We start from the raw sequence: 17,252 nt of genomic DNA, 5'->3' as shown, positions 1-17,252 counted from the left end.
GTGGTGGACGACGACGGTGCGGTGCGGTCTACGGCCGGGGCGACGTTGAACGGCTGCCACGCCGGGCGAGCGTCGGATTGCCTCGGGCCGGTCTGGGGCGGTGTGGGGTGGGGCAGGGGCGGGGCGGAGTGGACACGGAACGGCCGGAGGGACGTGAGGAATGGGCCGGGATTGCTCTCGGATGGGGCGGCACTGGTTTGGGGCGAGGCGGAGTTGGCCTGGGGTGGGCCGGAGTTGCTCTGGGGCAGGACGGGGTTGGTGTGGAGTGGGTCCGGGTTGGCTTGGAGTGGGGCGGCTGTGGCTTGGGGTCGGGCGGTGGCTTGGGGTCGGGCGGTCGCTTGGGATGAGGCGGTCGCTTGGGGTGAGGCGGCGGCTTGAGGTGGGGTGGGGGCTTGGGGTGGGGTGGTTGGTGGGGGGTCTGTGGGGAGGGTTAGGGCGATGGGGGTGGGGGGTGTGAGGGCTAGGAGGTGGGTGGGGAGGGCTTTGGGTGGGGTGGTGAGGAAGAGGTCGGGTGGGAAGAGTTTGGGCGCGGTGCCGACCGATTGGGCGAGGGTGGAGAGGGCGCGGAGGTCGGCGGCGGGGTGACCGGGGTGGAGGGTGGTGTCGGTGAGGACGGGGCGGCCGTCGGCGTCGAAGAGGACGTTGGCGGGGGTGATGGCGCCGTGGGTGAGGCCTTGGGTGTGGAGGTGGTCGACGGCCTCGGCGAGTGGGGTCAGGAGGGTGACGAGCTCGCCTTTGGAGAGTGGGCCGCGGCGTTGCAGGAGGGCGGCGAGGCTGCCGGCCAGGAGGTGCTGGCCGATCAGGATCCAGGCGGTCTCGGTCTCGCGGAACTCGAGGAGCCGGGCGATGTGCGGGTGCCGGAGGCGGGTGAGCATGCTGAGGTCTTCGCGCAGTCTCCGTGGGTCGGGGATCGCGCCGATCGGGATGTGTTTGAGCACGGCGTTGCGGCCCGTCACCCGGTCACGGACCTGCCAGACGGTGCCGACCGATCCGGACCCGAGCTTCCGGCGGAGGCTGTAACCGGCGATGTCTGCGAGGTCCATGCCCATGAGGATGCACCGATCGCGACCTCGCCCGTCAGAGTTATCCACAGCCCAGGCCGTCGGCCGTGAAGGGGGCCGCCTACACTCGATGACGTGAGGGCTATCAGGTATGTGGAAGCCGGTTTCGGGGCCGATGCGGTGGATTACGAGACCGCGTGGGCGGAGCAGCGGCGCCTGCATGCGGAGGTTGCCGGTGGCACCGGGACCGACACGGTGATCCTGCTCGAGCACCCGCCGGTGTACACGGCAGGCAAGCGCACCGAGCCCCACGAGCGCCCGACGGACGGCACACCCGTGGTGGACGTCGACCGCGGCGGCAAGATCACCTGGCACGGGCCCGGGCAGCTCGTCGGCTATCCGATCGTGAAGCTCGCCTCCCACGTGTATGTCGTGGACTACGTGCGGCGGCTCGAGGAGGCGCTGATCGCGGTCTGCGGCGAGCTCGGTGTGAAGACCGGCCGGGTCAAGGGCCGTAGCGGTGTCTGGGTGGCCGCCGACGATCGCGGCCGGGAGCGGAAGATCGCCGCGATCGGTATCCGGGTCGCGCAGGGCGTCACCATGCACGGCTTCGCGCTGAACTGCAACAACGACCTGGCCTGGTTCGACCGGATCGTCCCGTGCGGCATCTCGGACGCCGATGTAACCACACTGTCGAAGGAGCTCGGTCGTGAGGTGCCGATCGCGGAGGTCCTCGACCCGGTACGGCGCCACCTCGGCGAGCTCCTCGCCTGGGACGAGTACGAGCGCAGCCCGGACATCGACCACCACGAGGAGCCCCCGACAGCCATCATCTACGGACTGACGGTCTGACCCTCGAGGCCGACCTCAGCGCGCCATGTGGTGTGCAGCTCGTACAGGCGCGCCACCACGTCCGGCTGCTCGTCGTACCGGTTGGTCTTCTCGCCGATGTCGTCGGTCAGGTTCGCGAGGAACCAGCCGTCCCCCATCGGCGCGTGTTCGTAGTCCCGCAGGTGCTGAGTGTTGGCGTCGTCGCCGACCCAGCTGAGCTTCCAAGGCCCTGACCGCACCGCCCACTGGAACCCGCAGTCCCAGTGCAGCGCATCGTGCTGCGTCCCTGACGACGCGGCGAGCGTTGGCAGGATGTCGAGACCGTCTACGCCCTCAGCAGTCGCACCAGCAGCAGCGGCGAGGGTCGGTACTAGGTCCATCGTGCTGACCAGCGCGTCCGTACGCCGGCCCGCCGGCAGCTGTCCTGGCCAGCGCCAGATCATCGGGATCCGGATGCCGCCGTCCCACAGCGTGTACTTCGTCCCGCGCAGCGGTGTGTTGTCGCCGAAATTGCACGTCGAGCCGCCGTTGTCGGTCACGTAGACGACGATCGTGTCGTCACCCGCGGCGTCGAGCAGCCGCCCGATCTCCGCGTCCATCAGCTCCAACTGCGCGAGGTAGTACTCCCGCCCGTGCGGCAGGTTCGGCACGATCGCATCGTCGTACCACTCGCCGAAGGCACCGTCCGTGTCCGGGTTCCAGTCGTGGAAGGCCGGCAGGCCGCGGGCCTTCAGCTCGGCGTCGGGGAGCTGCCAGCAGAAGTTGTGGACGGCGTTGAACGCCACCATGCAGAAGTACGGCCGCTCGTCCTCGGCAGCCATGAACTCGGTCGCCCGTCGCCCGAACTCCGCGGTCAGGAAGCCCTCGTGCTCGACGGGCTCATCACCTGACAGCAGCGGCTGCACTGCCATGTGGTGCGCGGCCGGCTGCCCGTACGACGTCATCGCGTCCTCGGAATGGTGCAGATAGTTCAAACGCCCGAACGACTGCCCCGCCAGCCCGTACAGCGTCTCCTCGAAGCCATGATGCGGCGGACACGCCCGGTCCCCCACGCCCTCGGGACCGTAGTGCACCTTCCCGAAGTACCCCGTCCGGTACCCCTGGCCCCGCAGGATCTCCGCCAGCGTCGGTACGTCGTCCGGCGGGAACTCGGCCGAGTCGAACCATTGACCACCCCACCGCTGCTGGTACCGCCCCGAGATGATCGCCGCCCGCGACGGACTGCAGATCGGCGCCGTCACGTATGCGTCGGTGCAGCTCACTCCCTCTGCGGCCAACCGGTCCAGCGCCGGAGTGTGTACGTCGGGGTGTACGCCGAGCGCACCACGGTCGGCGTACCCGTGGTCGTCGGACACGATCAGCAGAATGTTCGGGACAGACAAGGAGCTCATGTAGCCCTACCTTAGGCAAGCGGTTGCCTGTCAGCCTCGTGCCGAAGTGTCTGCAGGGTGTGACGGCAGATCGTCGCTACCTTGGGGGTGTGTCCAAATTTCTTGGGTTCTTGCTCGGCGTAGCCGTTGCTCTGGCCGGACCGGCCGTGTTCGGAGTGCTCGCCGCACCGGGTGGTATCGAGCTGAACGCGAAGGAGATGGCGCTTGCCTACGGCATCGGCGCGCTGATCTTCTGGGCCGTGGTGTCGTACTTCTCCGGCGCCGGCGCGCTGGGGGCGTTCGCCGCCTTCGGCACGCTGGTCTACTGCTGGCTCTGGATCCCCAACCGGACCACGAACTTCCTGAACGACGTCCCCGGGGTGACCAGCGGGATGATCGACGGGTCGAAGCAGTACACCCTCAACGGCGTCGTCCCGATCCTCGGGGTGATCTCGCTGGTGTACGCGATCCAGCTGATCGTCCGCAGCGCGCAGCGCCGGCGCCGCGAGCGCGCCGAGGCCGAGCGGCTGCAGCGCGAGCAGGAGGCCGTGCAGGCGCAGCAGGACGCCGACGCCGCGGCCGTGTACCCGGTTGCCGGGAGCACCTATCAGCCCGCGCCGCCGCCGTACGAGAGCCACACCACGTACGACGACCTGTTCGACGAGCCGGAGCCCGAGCCGGTCCGGCCGCGGAACCAGGCCGATGAGCCGACCCGCCAGTTCCCGGTCGAGCAGAACGCCGAGCCCGCTGCCGAGCCCAGCGTGCAGGAAGAGCCGGAGAACGACCTCGAGCACACCCAGCCGTTTCCGGGACCCGATGCCGAGAGCAACAGTTCCGGCACCGACGAGACCGTGATAGCTCCGGCACCGCCCAACGAAGAACCCGAGCCCGAGGAACCCAAAGCCGAAGAACCCAAAGCCGAAGAACCCAAGGCCAAGGAACCGAAGGCAGAAGAACCCAAGCCGGCCGAACAGCCCAAGGCGACCGAGCAGCCCAAGGCGGCCGAGCCGAAGGCGACCAAGGAAGAAGCTCCCAAGGTGACCCCCAAGGAGCAGATGGGTTCGCAGTACCGCGAGCGGATGGAAAACCCCGAGGACACCGGCGAGTTCCACCTCGCCTTCGAGAACCCCGTCGTCAAGCCCGCCTAGAAGACCTCACGCCACGTGCATGCGCTGCTGGTGCTGATCCCGCCGCGCGTGCTCGGTGATCGCCTCGTCGTACGCCTCACTCGCCATCTGCAGCACGTCACGCGCCATCTGCGCCCGTGGTGACTCGGTGCTCCACGCGAGCACCAGCTTCCGGTGGATCGGATCGCCCGACAGCGTCCGCGTGGTGACGTCCGAGGAGAGCATCCGGTACGACGTCGGCGAGATCAGCGCGACGCCCTGACCACTCGTCACGAACCCCATCAGCACCGACGTGTCGACGGAGTGGTGCTCGACCTTCGGCTGGAACCCGGCCGCTTCGCACGCGGCCCGGAACAGCACGTGAAACCCGCTGTCGTCCGGCGGCTCGCCGATCCATTCCTCGTCGCACAGCTGGGCCAGGTCGACCTCACCACGCGTCCGGGCGGCCACCGGGTGATCCGCTGCCAACGCGACGTACGCCGACTCGGACTCGACGACCGTGATGGCCTCGACCCCGGCCGGCAGCCGCAGTTCGAAGCCGGGGAACTCCCGGAGCAGCGCGAAATCCAGCCGGCCGCTCTCCAGTTGCTGCAGCAGCACGCTGGTGGACCACTCGACCTCGATGCTGACCTGTTCGATCTCGCCGTGGTCGCGGAGCCGGGACGCGATCCCGGACATCGGCGCGGTCGGGAACCCGCCGAGCCGGACCGCGGACGACTCCACCGCGGTCATCGCGGACACCGTCGCGGACAGGTGGTCGACGTCGACCAGGATCGCTCGCGCGCGATCCACGGCGTACCGGCCGAGCGGGGTGGGGGTGACGCCGGTGCGGGAACGCTCGAACAGCTCGCCGCCGAACGCGGCCTCGATCCGTTTCAGCTGCGCGGTCAGGCTCGGTTGGCTGACCTTGAGCCAGCGGGCAGCCCGACCGACCGACCCCGCTTCGGCGACCAGGACCACCACCCGCAGATGACGCAGCTCAACGTTCATGCGTTGAGACCGTAGTCGAGGTCTACGCACAGCACACAGGCACCCTACATTGCGGTTTCGTCACAGCCTGGCCCAGTGCTGTAACGCCGGGCCCGGCTGTGACGATGTGCTACGAAGTCTTCAGCGCGAGCGCCTCGCGGTAACCGAGCCGGCGGCCGGTCTGCAGCAGGGTCCGCTCGTACAGCCGCGCGCCCAGCCGGATGATCAGCACCGTCGCGGCGAGCAGTACCGCGATCGCGACCAGCGGCTGCCAGATCGGCACGTCCTCGGTGAGCATCCGGCCCGGCATCGACATCGACGACGCGATCGGGACGAAGGACGCCACCGTCTTGGCCGACGACCCGGCGAACACCGAGAAGAAGAACGGGATCATCAGGATCATCTGCCCCGGCAGCGTGGTCGACCCGAGGTCCTCCTGCCGCGTCGCCAGCGAGCCGGCGACCGCCCAGAGCCCGGCCAGCGCCACGAACCCGAGCACGAAGAACACCACGAACCACCCGGCGACCGGCGCGACCACCTCGAGGATGTCCGCCTGGTCGGTGGCCAGCAGCCCGACCAGCGACGCGGCCGCGATGACGACGATCTGCGAAAGCGCCAGCACCGTGTTGCCGAGCACCTTGCCCCACAGCAGCGACCGGATGGGTACGGCGGCCGCGAGGATCTCGACGACGCGGCTCTCCTTCTCCTGGACGACGCTCTGCGCGATCATCATCCCGAAGCCGAGCGCGGTCATGTAGAACACCAGCGCCAGCCCGATGTTCACGAAGTCCGAGACGATGTCCGGCAACGGGCCCGGTTTCAGCAACTCCAGAGAGACCTTCGTGCCCGCGTGCAACTCGGCCGGCGTCAGGCCTGCCTTGCCGGCGTTCGCCTCCATGCCGACGGCCGCGGCCGCGGCACGCAGCGCGCTCTCGATCCCCGAGTCGACCCGGTCCTTGCCGAGGACCGTGTAGCCGTCCGCACCCGGCAGCAGCGCCGCCTTGACGTCGCCGTCGGTCACCGCCCGCTCGGCGGCGGCCCGGTCGGCGACCCGCGTCACCTCGTAGCCGTCGCCGCCCGTGGTCGTGGACGCCTGCTGCACGACCCTCGCGGCGCTGTCGTCGATCACCGCGATCTTGTCCGAACCGCCGCGCCCCGCGAGCACCGCGGGCACGATCACCGCGACCATCACGATGAACAACATCACCACGGTCGAGCCGATGAACGTCTTGTCCCGCAGCTTGGTGGTGATCTCCCGTTCGGCGATCAGCGCCCACGGCCTGTCCAACGAGTTCATCGGGTCGCCTCCCGGAAGACGTCGCTCAGCGCCACCCGCTCCGGCCCGAACTCACGGACCGTCCCGCGGCTGATCGCCTCCTGCAGAATCTGTTGCTCCGAGGCACCATCCAGTACGTCGAACAGCGCCGTACCGCCGGCCACGTCGCGTACGGTGATCCCCCGCACGTCACGCAGCCAGCCGGCGTCACCGTCGACCACCAGGCGGTACGTCGACGTGGGTCCGGCCGAGAGATCCGCAACGGAGCCCGCGGCAACGACCTTCCCCCTCGACAGCACCACCAGGTCGTCGCACAGCCGCTCGACCAGGTCCAGCTGGTGGCTCGAGAACAGCACCGGCACCTCCGGAGTGACTTCCTCGCGGAGCAGGTCGACCATCGCGTCGACGGCCAGCGGGTCGAGACCGCTGAACGGCTCGTCCAGCACCAGGGCGATCGGCTCATGCACCAGCGCGGCCGCGATCTGCACCCGCTGCTGGTTCCCCAGCGACAGCGTCTCCAGTACGTCGGTGGCGCGCTCGGCGAGCCCGAGCCGCTCGAGAATCTTGTCGGTGCGTTCCGCGGCACGGTCCGCGTCGAGGCCGTGCAGCCGGCCGAAGAACACCAGCTGGTCGCGGATCTTCATCTTCGGGTACAGGCCGCGCTCCTCGGGCATGTACCCGAAGTCCCGGCGTACCTGCTGGGTCAGCAGCTCACCCTTCCACCGCACCTCGCCCGCGGTCGCGGCCAGGACGCCGAGGATGATCCGCATCGTCGTCGTCTTCCCGGCCCCGTTGGCCCCGACGAACCCGGTCATCCGTCCCGGTACGACGTCGAAGGTCACGTCGTCCAGCGCCAGATGATCACCGAACCGCCGGGTGAGCCCAACCACCCTGAGCATGTGTCACCGTTCCCATCAGATCAGGCCGGGCCCACGCCCGACCCTGCCCAAGCTAACGAACCGGAGCGTGCCGGCACGTCGGTCGAGCGGGTGATCGGCGAGGTCATCCGCGGGGCGGACGGATCAGGACGAGCCGTCGTCTCCAGGAGTTACCAGGCCGCATTCGTAGGCGAAGACGACCGCCTGGACGCGGTCGCGGAGACCGAGCTTCAGCAGCACCCGGGACACGTGGGTCTTGACCGTGGCCTCGCCGACGAACAGCTGGGTGGCGATCTCGGTGTTCGTCAGGCCGCGGGCGATCAGGCTGAGGACCTCGCGCTCGCGGTCGGTGAGGTCGGCGAGCAGATCGGGCCGGTAGACGCGCTCGCCGCCGCCGGCGAAGCGCTTGATGACGCGGCGGGTGACCTCGGGAGCGAGCAGAGCGTGGCCGGAGTGCACCACCTGGATCGCCTCGACCAGGTCCTCCGGAGCGGTGTTCTTCAGCAGGAACCCGCTGGCGCCCGCGCCGAGCGACTCGAACAGGTAGTCGTCGCGGTCGAACGTGGTGAGGATGACCACCTTCCCGGCGTCCTCGGCGACGATCCGCTGGGTCGCGGAGATGCCGTCCATGCCGGGCATCTGGACGTCCATCAGTACGACGTCCGGCCGCAGCTCCAGCGCCAGCTCGATCGCCTTCTCGCCGTCGGAGGCCTCACCGACCACCTCGATGTCCGGCTCGACCGACAGGATCATCCGGAACCCGGCGCGGACCAGGTCCTGGTCGTCGACGAGCAACACCCGCATGGGTGTCTCCCCCATCACGTGTCCCTTCCGAAGGTTTGCGGGTCCAACGGGATCCGGACCCGGACCCGGAATCCTCCCACGGGCCGCGGGCCGATCTCACTCTCGCCGCCGAGCAGCGCGACCCGCTCCCGGATCCCGACGTGACCGAGCCGGCTGCCCACGGGCGCGTGCTTCGGGCGGCCGTCGTCGAGTACTTCGAGTTCGACCGCCTCACCGAGGTACCGCAGCGTCAGGTGCGCGCTGCGCGCCGTCGAGTGCTTCCGGACGTTCGAGAGCGCTTCCTGGGCGATCCGGTACACCGAGACCGACACGGTCTTGGGCAGCTCGGCCGGGGCGCCGATCTGGTGGAAGCCGACCTCCAGGCCCTGACCGTTCGCGTCCGCGATCAGGGCCGGCAGCCGGTCGGCGCCCGCCTGCGGCGCCTTCGCGTCCGGCGCTCCGACGTCGATGTCCGGGTCCGCGGCGCGGAGCATGCCGAGCAACTGCCGCATCTCGTTCACAGCGCTCCGGCTGGACTCCTCGATCACGTTCAGCGCGTTCTTCGCGGCCTCCGGATCGGTGTCCATTACGCGGCGCGCACCACCGGCCTGGATGCCGATGCTGCTGATGTGGTGGGCAACGACATCGTGCAGTTCACGGGAGATCCGCAGCCGCTCGTCGATCACCGCACGCCGGGCGTTCGACTCCTGCTGCGTGGCCAGCTCGCTCGCCTGCTGCTCCAGCTCGAACCGCTGCCGGGCGGTCCCCCACGCGGTCCGGCCCCAGAAGTAGGCGCCGAAGAAGTACAGGACGTTCAGCGAGACCGTGATGATCACGTTCGACACGTACGGCGAGAACAGCGCGTGGTTCGGCCCCTCGATCGCGTTCGCCCGCAGCGCCTGGACGAAGTTGATCGTCAGCCAGCCGAACATCGCCACGAACACCAGCGCGACGGCACCCTTCATCAGCCGCCGGTCCCGCGACCACGCCACGGCCGCGTAGACCGCCATGAACATCGTCGCCTGGGTGACCAGGTTGGCCTGGTACGCGAACAGCGCACGCTCACCGTTCACGACGAACAGCACCGCGACGATCAGCAGCACCGGGATCGGCCACCGGCGCCGGAAACACAGCGGCAGTGCGATCGCCGCGCTCAGCACGTACGGCTCGATCCCCCAGATCCCCAGGTCGACGTGCGTGGGCCAGCTGCCGCGGGCCAGCTCCGTCGCGAGCAGGGCCGCCAGGGCCATCCCGAGCCCCAGCAGTACGTCGTACCGCTGCTCGCGGGCCGTCGGCGCGGGGCGGGTCCAGCCGCGCGTCCCGGTGCCGGAACCAGTACCGGACACCGGTGGACTGCCCGGTTCGGCATCCGTACGCAGCTCAACGGTGGACATAGCTCATCACCCTACGGGTGAAACGCTCCTGAACGGCGGCGCGTACCCTGGGAGGCGTGACGATCGCCCCAGAAGGACGGAAGCTGCTCAGGCTCGAGGTGCGCAACGCGGAGACCCCGATCGAGCGCAAACCCGAGTGGATCAAGACTCGCGCCAAGATGGGCCCGGAGTACCAGGCACTGCAGAAGCTGGTGAAGTCCGAGGGACTGCACACGGTGTGCCAGGAAGCCGGCTGCCCGAACATCTTCGAGTGCTGGGAGGACCGCGAGGCCACGTTCCTCATCGGTGGCGACCAGTGCACCCGGCGCTGTGACTTCTGCCAGATCGACACCGGCAAACCCGAGGCGCTGGACCGCGACGAGCCGCGCCGCGTGGCCGAGTCGGTCCGCACCATGGGCCTGCGGTACGCGACGGTCACCGGCGTCGCCCGCGACGACCTGGACGACGGCGGCGCCTGGCTGTACGCCGAGACCATCCGGCAGATCCACGAGCTGAACCCGGGCACCGGCGTCGAGATGCTCGCGCCGGACTTCAACGCGGTTCCCGAGCAGCTCGCCGAGGTGTTCTCCTCGCGGCCCGAGGTGTTCGCGCACAACGTCGAGACCGTGCCGCGGATCTTCCGCCGGATCCGCCCCGGCTTCCGCTACGAGCGCTCGCTGGACGTCATCACCCAGGCCCGGGACTACGGCCTGGTCACCAAGTCGAACCTGATCCTCGGCATGGGCGAGACCCGTGACGAGGTCAGTCAGGCGCTGAAGGACCTGCACGCGGCCGGCTGCGAGATCATCACGATCACGCAGTACCTGCGGCCCTCGGTGCGGCACCACCCGGTGGAGCGCTGGGTGAAGCCCGAGGAGTTCGTCGAGCTCGACGCCGAGGCGCAGGAGATCGGTTTCGCCGGTGTCATGTCCGGTCCGCTGGTACGGTCCTCGTACCGCGCCGGTCGGCTGTACCGTCAGGCGGTCGAGTCACGTATGAACGCCAACCAGGCATAACCAGGACAGGGTTAGAGATGGCCAAGAACGACGCCCCCGAAGAGAAGACCGGTCGGCTCAAGCAGATCGCCTCGGCGTACAAGCTGACCAGGAAGTCCGACCCGACGGTCGGCTGGGTGCTCGCCGGGATCTTCCTCGGCGTCGTCGCGCTCGCCGTCGTCGGCGGTCTGCTGGTCGGGCCGCTGCTGATCTGGATCCCGCTCGGGGTCGCGCTCGGGTTCCTGGCCGCCACGATCGTGTTCGGCCGGAAGGTCGAGAAGGCGGCGTACAGCCAGATCGAGGGGCAGGCCGGTGCGGCCGCGTCCGCGCTGCAGACGCTGCGCCGCGGCTGGAACGTGACGCCCGCGGTCGCGGTCACCAAGAACGCCGACATCGTCCACCGGGTGGTCGGCCGGCCGGGCATCGTGCTGGTCGGCGAGGGGCAGGCCAGCCGGGTGAAGAACCTGCTCACCGCCGAGGCGAAGAAGCACAGCCGGGTGGCGGGCGGCGCGCCGGTGACCCAGATCGTCGCCGGTCAGGGCGAGGGCGAGATCGACATCCGCAAGCTCACCAAGCACGTGATGAAGCTCCCCGCGGTGCTGCAGCCGTCGGAGATCACCGACCTGCTGCAGCGCCTGAAGGCGCTGGACGCGGTCCGGCCGCAGGTGCCGATGCCCAAGGGCCCGATGCCGAACAACCTGAAGGGCGCCCGCCAGGCGATGCGCGGACGGTAACTCAACTGGCGTGCGGACAGTTGATCTGTTCAGCATGCACCGTGGGGAGGCTGGTTGCCCTTAGAGTGCGACCAGGACGGATTACAGGGGAACAGCAGACATGACGGACCTGATGCCGGCGGTGCACCAGCCGGCTACCGAGACGTGGCCGACGCTGGCCCGTCCGCGCTCCAACCCGGTCCGCCGGTACGGCGCGGCGACCGCGATCCGTCTGATCGCCAAGGACCTGCCCGCCACCATCCACCTGGACAGCAACCGGTCGTACGGGCTCGGCGGGCCCGCGATGCGGGTGCACCGGACGGCCGCGTTCCTGGACCGGCTCGGTCACGACGCCGGGTCCGGGTTCGGCGAGGCCTACCTGGCCGGCGACTGGGACCCGGAGCCGGGCACCGACCTGGCCGACCTGCTGGTCCCGTTCGCCGAGCGGTTCAGCAACGAGGAGACCCGGCACCTGCTGCCCAAGTGGGCCCAGTCGCTGCGCTGGCTGGTCACCCGCTCGCAGCCCGGCGAGCAGGAGAACGACCGGGCCGGCGCCCGGGAGAACATCAGCCGGCACTACGACCTGAGCAACGCGATGTTCTCCGAGTTCCTGGATCCGACGCTCACGTACTCCGCGGCGTACTTCGGTGGTCAGCCGACGGCCGATCTGGCCACAGCGTCGTACGACGAGCTCACCGATGCCCAGCTGCGGAAGCTGGACGCGATCCTGGACGCCGCCGGGGTGCAGTCCGGGTCGCGGGTGCTCGACATCGGCTGCGGCTGGGCGAGCCTGGCGATCCGGGCCGCGCAGCGCGGCGCGTGGGTGACCGCGATCACGATCGCCTCCCAGCAGGCGCTGCTCGCGCAGCGGCGGATCGCGGACGCCGGCGTCGGCGACCGGGTGCAGGTCGCGCTGCGTGACTACCGCGACCAGATCGGTGAGTTCGACGCCGTCCTGAGCGTGGAGATGATCGAGGCGGTCGGCGAGAAGTACTGGCCGGTCTACTTCGACGCGATCGAGCGCCGGCTGGCGCCCGGCGGGGTCGGCGTGGTGCAGGCGATCGTGATGCCGCACGAGCGGATGCTCGCCACCCGGAACACCTTCACCTGGGTGCAGAAGTACATCTTCCCTGGCGGCCTGATCCCGTCGATCAAGGTGATCGAGGACGTCACCGCGCAGCACACCGGCCTGCGCACCGAGGTGGTCCGGCATCTGGGCGGGGACTACGCGCGGACCCTGCGGATCTGGCGGAACCGGTTCATCGAGCGGTGGCCGGCGATCGGCGCGCTCGGGTTCGACGACACGTTCCGGCGGATGTGGGAGTTCTATCTCGCCTACTCCGAGGCGGGTTTCCGCACCGGCTACCTGGACGACGTCCAGTTACGGCTCACCCGGCACTGACTACCGGCGCTGACTACCGGCGTACGACGACGGTCTTCGCGGCCAGGTCGTGCAGGCCGCGGCGGTCGCGGTCGAAGACCACGGCCGGGATCAGCAGGCAGATCAGGAACGAGCGGATGATGCCGCCGAGCAGACCGGCCGGGGCCGTGACGGTCGACTTGTCCCGGACCGGGACGACGCGCAGCCCGAGCAGCCGGTGACCGATCGTGCCGCCGGCCAGACCGGTCAGGATCGCGCTCATCACGAAGAAGACCGCCAGGTGCGAGGTGTTGTAGTCGTTCCCGCCCGCCCACATCGGCTTGCCGACCACCGCGGAGGCGATCAGGCCCGCGATCAGCCAGTCCACGACCAGGGCGAGCAGCCGGCGGCCCCAGCCCGCGACCGCGCCCGGACCGTCCTCCGGGAGGCCGAGCCGGTTCCCCGGGTAACGGAATTCTTCAGAGGGCCCTGTGTGGCTCGCGGCGGATGATGCCATGATGTCTAGCCTACGGACACGTCCTGAAACGGTCCCAGGCGGCCGCGACATCTCAGGGCGTAACCGCCGTACACCAGTGGGTCAGCGCGGACACGCTGGGCGTAACATCCGCGAAACATCAGGGTCACGACGGAGAAACCCGCGGGCCCTACGTTCAGATGCAATCTCTGAGCCACCCTAGGAGTACGTATGTTTTCCAGTGCGGAGGAGCTGCTCGCCTACGTCAAGGACGAGGGCGTCGAGATCGTCGACGTCCGGTTCTGCGACCTGCCGGGCATCATGCAGCACTTCACCGTCCCGGTGTCGTCGTTCGGGCCCGAGGTCTTCGAGGACGGCCTCGCGTTCGATGGTTCGTCGGTCCGCGGTTTCCAGCAGATCCACGAGTCCGACATGAAGCTGCTGCCGGACCCGACCAGCGCGTACATCGACGAGTTCCGCACCGCGAAGACGCTGGTGATCAACTTCTTCGTGCACGACCCGCTGACCGGTGAGGCGTATTCGCGTGACCCGCGGAACATCGCCCGCAAGGCGCAGGAGTACCTGAAGTCGACCGGCATCGCGGACACCGCGTTCTTCGCGCCGGAGGCCGAGTTCTACGTCTTCGACGACGTCCGGTTCGAGACCAAGTCGAACGGCGCGCACTACTCGATCGACTCGATCGCCGGCGCCTGGAACACCGGCCGGGTCGAGGACGGCGGCAACCGCGGCTACAAGGTCCGTTACAAGGGTGGCTACTTCCCGGTCGCGCCGACCGACCACTTCGGCGAGCTGCGCGACGACATCACGCTCGCGCTGGAGCGGTCCGGTCTGATCGTCGAGCGCGCCCACCACGAGGTCGGCACGGCCGGTCAGGCGGAGATCAACTTCCGCTTCGACGAGCTGCTCAAGGCCGCCGACGACGTGATGAAGTTCAAGTACATCGTCAAGAACAAGGCGTGGGAGGCCGGCAAGACCGCGACCTTCATGCCGAAGCCGATCTTCGGTGACAACGGTTCCGGCATGCACTGCCACCAGTCGCTGTGGAGCAACGGCGACCCGCTGTTCTACGACGAGTCCGGGTACGGCGGCCTGTCCGACACCGCCCGCTGGTACATCGGCGGTCTGCTGAAGCACGCCCCGTCGCTGCTCGCCTTCACCAACCCGACGGTGAACTCGTACCACCGCCTGGTCCCGGGCTTCGAGGCGCCGGTCAACCTGGTCTACTCGTCCCGGAACCGCTCGGCCTGCATCCGGATCCCGATCACCGGGTCGAACCCGAAGGCGAAGCGGATCGAGTTCCGCTGCCCCGACCCGTCGGCGAACCCGTACCTGGCCTTCGCGGCGCAGCTGCTGGCCGGCCTGGACGGTATCCGCAACAAGATCGAGCCGGCCGACCCGGTCGACAAGGACCTCTACGAGCTGCCGCCGGAGGAGCACGCGGGCATCGCGCAGGTCCCCACCTCGCTGCCGGCCGTGATCGACGCCCTCGAGGCCGACCACGAGTTCCTGCTCGAGGGCGACGTGTTCACGTCCGACCTGATCGAGACCTGGATCGACCTCAAGCGCGAGCAGGAAATCGCCCCGATCCAGCTCCGCCCGCACCCGCACGAGTTCGAGCTGTACTACGACGTCTGAGTCGTAGCCGAACGCGAGCAGCCCACCCGGTTCGTCCGGGTGGGCTGCTTCGTTCTCAGGCGCCGATCGCGTCCAGCTCCGCCTGTGCGGTGCCATCGAGGTGTACGTCGGCCGCTCGGAGGTTGTCCTCGAGATGAGCGATGCTGCGGGTGCCCGGGATCAGTGCGGTGTGGTTGTCATGGGCAAGGATCCAGGCCAGGCTGACCGCGGCCGGGGTCGCCTGCAGTCGCGTGGCGACCTGCTGTACGACGGGATGCTCGGTCGGCGACGGCAGCTGGTCGAACGCCGAGCCGAGCGGGAAGTACGGAATCCAGGCGATGTCATTGGCCGCGCACACCTTCAGCTGCTCCTCCGAGGAGCGATCGAGCACGCTGTAGGCGTTCTGGACGCAGACGATGCCGGCGGGCAGCGCCTTCTCCAGCTGCTCGGAACTGATGTTGCTCAGACCGATCGCGCCGATCAGACCCTCATCGCGCAGCGCGATCAGCTCGGCGAGTTGGTCGTCCATCGGCACCACCTGGTCGCCGGACGCGATCAGGCCCGGGCCTTGGTCCGCCCGGCGCAGGTTCACCACCGGGACCTGCTCCAGGCCGAGTGACGCCAGATCGAGCTGGACCTGCTCACGCAACTGTTCGGGCCGCTGAGCCAGGGCCAGTCGAGTCGGGCCGTCGACCCGGCGGGCGCCGACCTTGCTGACGATGACGAGGTCGTCCGGGTACGGGTGCAGCGCGGCCCGGATATGGCCGTTGACGGTGGCCATGCCGTAGAAGGACGCGGTGTCGAGGTGGTTGATGCCGAGCTCGACGACGCGGCGCAGGACGGTGGTGGCCCCGGCGGTGTCCAGGTGTTCGAGCTGCATCGCGCCGTACCCGATCCTGCTGATCTGGTGCCGGCCGAGGGCGACCATGCCGCCAGGGCCGCCAGGGCCGCCAGGGAGCTTCGGTGTCGTGGACATGTGGCGGTCTCCAGGTAGAGTAAGTGGAGGTTTCTCCGATTACCGTAGCACTAACTGGAGGTTTCTCCATTTATGGCCCAGGAAGTCCGGCCGCTCCGTGCCGACGCGGCGCGGAAGCGCGAGCAGGTGGTGACCGCCGCGGCGGGCGAGCTGGCCGATCTCGCCGAGGCCGCTCGCCAGGGCGAGTCCGTGCACCTGTCGCTTGATCGCGTTGCGGCACGGGCGCAGGTCGGCGTGGCGACGCTGTACCGGCATTTCCCGACCCGTGAGGCGCTGCTCGCGGCGGTGTATCAGCAGGAGCTGACCCGGCTGTGCGACGCCGCGCCCGCGCTCGCGACCGACGGCCCCGCGGACGAGGCCCTGCTCGCCTGGATGTTCCGGTACGCCGACTTCGTCGACTCCAAGCGCGCGATGGGAGTCAGCCTGCGCGCGATCGTCGCCTCGGGCGCCGTGACACAGGCCGGCACCCGCGCCCGGCTGACCGCGGCGATCGCCCACTTCCTGAAAGCCGGCGCAGGCGTGCTCCGGAGCGACGTACCGCCTGAGGATGTGGTGGCGGCGATGGCCGGCGCGGTGATCGCGGCCGATCCGGAGCAGCAACGCGAACAGACCGAGCGGCTGCTCAGGCTGCTGATCGACGGCCTCAGACGAAGCTCTGGGTGCCGATGACGCGGAGAAGATCCAGTTTTTCCCGGGCGTCGGTGCCTTCCAGGGGCAGGAACGCGCGCACGCGCAGATCGGCCGCGGGCGTCAGGAGGGTCTCGCAGGTCAGGTCCAGCTCGCCGACCTCCGGGTGCAGGAACCGTTTGCGCGGCAGCCGCCGGACGGCGACCTCGTGCAACTCCCACAACGCGCGGAACTCCGTGCTCCGCGCGACGAGCGCGTCGACCAGCTCGGTCACGTCCGGGTCACCCATGCGGCGGGAGTAGGTGCCGCGCAGGTCGGCGACGTGCGCGGCCGAGTGCGCGTCCCAGTCCTCCTCGGGGAAGATCCGCCGGATGGACGGATCGGTGAACCAGCGCCAGGTCAGGTTCCGGGTGCGGCCCGTGCCCGGGTAGCGACCGACGACGACATCAGCCATCGCGTTCTGCCAGAGGACCTCGTCGAGGTCGGTCACGATCAGGACCGGGATGTCGACGAGGCGCTCGACGAGCCCGATCAGGCCGGGGCTGATGTGCCGGCCGGCGCGCCGGAGCGGCGGTGCCAGGCCGGCCAGGGTGTACAGGTGGTCGCGTTCGTCGAGGTCGCAGCGCAGCGCGCGGGCGAGACCGGCGATGATCGGCTCCGACGGGTTCGCGCCACGGGACTGTTCGAGGCGCGAGTAGTAGTCGGTCGACATCCCCGCGAGCTGGGCGACCTCTTCGCGGCGCAGACCCGGCGTACGGCGGCGGGCACCGTCGGGCAGGCCCACGTCGGCCGGGTGCAACAGCTCCCGGCGCCGGCGGAGAAAATCGGCCAAGCCGTCACGATCGGTCACACGATCCATCATG

The 17,252-nt window shown here is 69.3% G+C and carries 17 protein-coding genes; 7 read left to right on the top strand and 10 right to left on the bottom strand.

Annotated elements, in window-relative coordinates; genetic code table 11:
* On the bottom strand, positions 1-1,043 hold a 1,043-nt coding region (locus ACFYRH_RS11865), incomplete at its 3' end, for a protein kinase (protein WP_387772175.1).
* Positions 1,044-1,136: 93 nt separating this feature from the next.
* Here ACFYRH_RS11865 and lipB point away from each other — a divergent pair.
* Entirely contained in the window at positions 1,137-1,853 is a 717-nt protein-coding gene (lipB, locus tag ACFYRH_RS11860; RefSeq protein ID WP_387772172.1) for a lipoyl(octanoyl) transferase LipB, read from the top strand.
* Here lipB and ACFYRH_RS11855 read toward each other — a convergent pair.
* A complete protein-coding gene (locus tag ACFYRH_RS11855) occupies positions 1,835-3,223 on the bottom strand; it encodes a sulfatase (protein WP_387772169.1) in 1,389 nt (462 codons plus the stop codon). The genes lipB and ACFYRH_RS11855 overlap by 19 nt on opposite strands.
* Before the next feature lie 89 nt (positions 3,224-3,312).
* Here ACFYRH_RS11855 and ACFYRH_RS11850 point away from each other — a divergent pair, with 89 nt between their 5' ends.
* The gene (locus ACFYRH_RS11850; RefSeq protein ID WP_387772166.1) at positions 3,313-4,350 is read left to right on the top strand and encodes a hypothetical protein; all 1,038 of its coding nucleotides are present in this window, start codon (positions 3,313-3,315) and stop codon (positions 4,348-4,350) included.
* A gap of 6 nt (positions 4,351-4,356) precedes the next feature.
* Here ACFYRH_RS11850 and ACFYRH_RS11845 read toward each other — a convergent pair whose 3' ends face one another.
* From ACFYRH_RS11845 to ACFYRH_RS11825, 5 genes are all read right to left on the bottom strand, one after another.
* Complete coding sequence (locus ACFYRH_RS11845) at positions 4,357-5,319, bottom strand: LysR family transcriptional regulator (RefSeq protein WP_387772163.1); 963 nt, start codon at positions 5,317-5,319, stop codon at positions 4,357-4,359.
* Positions 5,320-5,428: 109 nt separating this feature from the next.
* Positions 5,429-6,595 carry an ABC transporter permease gene (locus tag ACFYRH_RS11840; RefSeq protein WP_387772160.1) on the bottom strand — a complete coding sequence of 389 codons (1,167 nt, stop codon included), beginning with the start codon at positions 6,593-6,595 and terminating at the stop codon, positions 5,429-5,431.
* Complete coding sequence (locus ACFYRH_RS11835) at positions 6,592-7,473, bottom strand: ABC transporter ATP-binding protein (protein ID WP_387772157.1); 882 nt, start codon at positions 7,471-7,473, stop codon at positions 6,592-6,594. Before ACFYRH_RS11835 ends, ACFYRH_RS11840 begins: the two co-directional genes overlap by 4 nt.
* A 123-nt stretch (positions 7,474-7,596) precedes the next feature.
* Positions 7,597-8,271, bottom strand: a complete 675-nt coding sequence (locus tag ACFYRH_RS11830) for a response regulator (protein WP_387772154.1) — start codon at positions 8,269-8,271, stop codon at positions 7,597-7,599.
* A complete protein-coding gene (locus ACFYRH_RS11825; RefSeq protein ID WP_387772151.1) occupies positions 8,271-9,629 on the bottom strand; it encodes a sensor histidine kinase in 1,359 nt (452 codons plus the stop codon). The genes ACFYRH_RS11830 and ACFYRH_RS11825 overlap by 1 nt, the downstream gene beginning before the upstream one ends.
* A 56-nt stretch (positions 9,630-9,685) precedes the next feature.
* Here ACFYRH_RS11825 and lipA point away from each other — a divergent pair, with 56 nt between their 5' ends.
* From lipA to ACFYRH_RS11810, 3 genes are all read left to right on the top strand, one after another.
* Positions 9,686-10,624: a lipoyl synthase gene (gene lipA / locus ACFYRH_RS11820; protein WP_387772148.1), complete on the top strand. Its 939-nt coding sequence runs from the start codon at positions 9,686-9,688 to the stop codon at positions 10,622-10,624.
* Between the two features lie 17 nt (positions 10,625-10,641).
* Complete coding sequence (locus ACFYRH_RS11815; RefSeq protein ID WP_387772145.1) at positions 10,642-11,337, top strand: DUF4191 domain-containing protein; 696 nt, start codon at positions 10,642-10,644, stop codon at positions 11,335-11,337.
* 100 nt (positions 11,338-11,437) lie between these two features.
* Positions 11,438-12,718, top strand: a complete 1,281-nt coding sequence (locus tag ACFYRH_RS11810; RefSeq protein ID WP_387772142.1) for a class I SAM-dependent methyltransferase — start codon at positions 11,438-11,440, stop codon at positions 12,716-12,718.
* A gap of 13 nt (positions 12,719-12,731) precedes the next feature.
* Here ACFYRH_RS11810 and ACFYRH_RS11805 read toward each other — a convergent pair whose 3' ends face one another.
* Positions 12,732-13,193, bottom strand: a complete 462-nt coding sequence (locus ACFYRH_RS11805) for an RDD family protein (RefSeq protein ID WP_387772139.1) — start codon at positions 13,191-13,193, stop codon at positions 12,732-12,734.
* A gap of 189 nt (positions 13,194-13,382) precedes the next feature.
* Here ACFYRH_RS11805 and glnA point away from each other — a divergent pair, with 189 nt between their 5' ends.
* Positions 13,383-14,807, top strand: a complete 1,425-nt coding sequence (glnA, locus tag ACFYRH_RS11800; protein WP_387772136.1) for a type I glutamate--ammonia ligase — start codon at positions 13,383-13,385, stop codon at positions 14,805-14,807.
* A gap of 55 nt (positions 14,808-14,862) precedes the next feature.
* On the opposite strand, the gene ACFYRH_RS11795 is transcribed toward glnA, so the two are convergent.
* Positions 14,863-15,762, bottom strand: coding sequence for an aldo/keto reductase (locus tag ACFYRH_RS11795; protein ID WP_387772133.1), 900 nt, complete (start codon positions 15,760-15,762; stop codon positions 14,863-14,865).
* A 72-nt stretch (positions 15,763-15,834) separates the two neighbouring features.
* On the opposite strand from ACFYRH_RS11795, the gene ACFYRH_RS11790 reads away from it, so the two are divergent.
* Positions 15,835-16,431 (top strand): TetR/AcrR family transcriptional regulator, encoded by a 597-nt coding sequence (locus tag ACFYRH_RS11790; RefSeq protein ID WP_387772130.1) that lies wholly within the window; start codon positions 15,835-15,837, stop codon positions 16,429-16,431.
* On the opposite strand, the gene ACFYRH_RS11785 is transcribed toward ACFYRH_RS11790, so the two are convergent.
* On the bottom strand, positions 16,406-17,239 hold the full coding sequence (locus ACFYRH_RS11785; protein ID WP_387772127.1) for a helix-turn-helix transcriptional regulator: 834 nt from the start codon (positions 17,237-17,239) through the stop codon (positions 16,406-16,408). The two genes, ACFYRH_RS11790 and ACFYRH_RS11785, sit on opposite strands and share 26 nt — an antisense overlap.
* Between the last annotated feature and the right edge of the window lie 13 nt (positions 17,240-17,252).

Source organism: Kribbella sp. NPDC004875 (assembly GCF_042873375.1).
GTDB lineage: Bacteria > Actinomycetota > Actinomycetes > Propionibacteriales > Kribbellaceae > Kribbella.
The sequence above is the reverse complement of the archived record's forward strand: the minus strand, read 5'-3'. Positions and strand labels throughout refer to the sequence as shown.

What these genes read in the sequence shown, in the direction of transcription:
- ACFYRH_RS11825 (WP_387772151.1), bottom strand. Translation starts at nt 9,629, where the DNA reads ATGTCCACCGTTGAGCTGCGTACGGATGCCGAACCGGGCAGTCCACCG.
- ACFYRH_RS11830 (WP_387772154.1), bottom strand. Translation starts at nt 8,271, where the DNA reads ATGGGGGAGACACCCATGCGGGTGTTGCTCGTCGACGACCAGGACCTG.
- ACFYRH_RS11845 (WP_387772163.1), bottom strand. Translation starts at nt 5,319, where the DNA reads ATGAACGTTGAGCTGCGTCATCTGCGGGTGGTGGTCCTGGTCGCCGAA.
- ACFYRH_RS11855 (WP_387772169.1), bottom strand. Translation starts at nt 3,223, where the DNA reads ATGAGCTCCTTGTCTGTCCCGAACATTCTGCTGATCGTGTCCGACGAC.
- ACFYRH_RS11805 (WP_387772139.1), bottom strand. Translation starts at nt 13,193, where the DNA reads ATGGCATCATCCGCCGCGAGCCACACAGGGCCCTCTGAAGAATTCCGT.
- glnA (WP_387772136.1), top strand. Translation starts at nt 13,383, where the DNA reads ATGTTTTCCAGTGCGGAGGAGCTGCTCGCCTACGTCAAGGACGAGGGC.
- ACFYRH_RS11795 (WP_387772133.1), bottom strand. Translation starts at nt 15,762, where the DNA reads ATGTCCACGACACCGAAGCTCCCTGGCGGCCCTGGCGGCCCTGGCGGC.
- ACFYRH_RS11815 (WP_387772145.1), top strand. Translation starts at nt 10,642, where the DNA reads ATGGCCAAGAACGACGCCCCCGAAGAGAAGACCGGTCGGCTCAAGCAG.
- ACFYRH_RS11810 (WP_387772142.1), top strand. Translation starts at nt 11,438, where the DNA reads ATGACGGACCTGATGCCGGCGGTGCACCAGCCGGCTACCGAGACGTGG.
- ACFYRH_RS11835 (WP_387772157.1), bottom strand. Translation starts at nt 7,473, where the DNA reads ATGCTCAGGGTGGTTGGGCTCACCCGGCGGTTCGGTGATCATCTGGCG.
- ACFYRH_RS11790 (WP_387772130.1), top strand. Translation starts at nt 15,835, where the DNA reads ATGGCCCAGGAAGTCCGGCCGCTCCGTGCCGACGCGGCGCGGAAGCGC.
- ACFYRH_RS11840 (WP_387772160.1), bottom strand. Translation starts at nt 6,595, where the DNA reads ATGAACTCGTTGGACAGGCCGTGGGCGCTGATCGCCGAACGGGAGATC.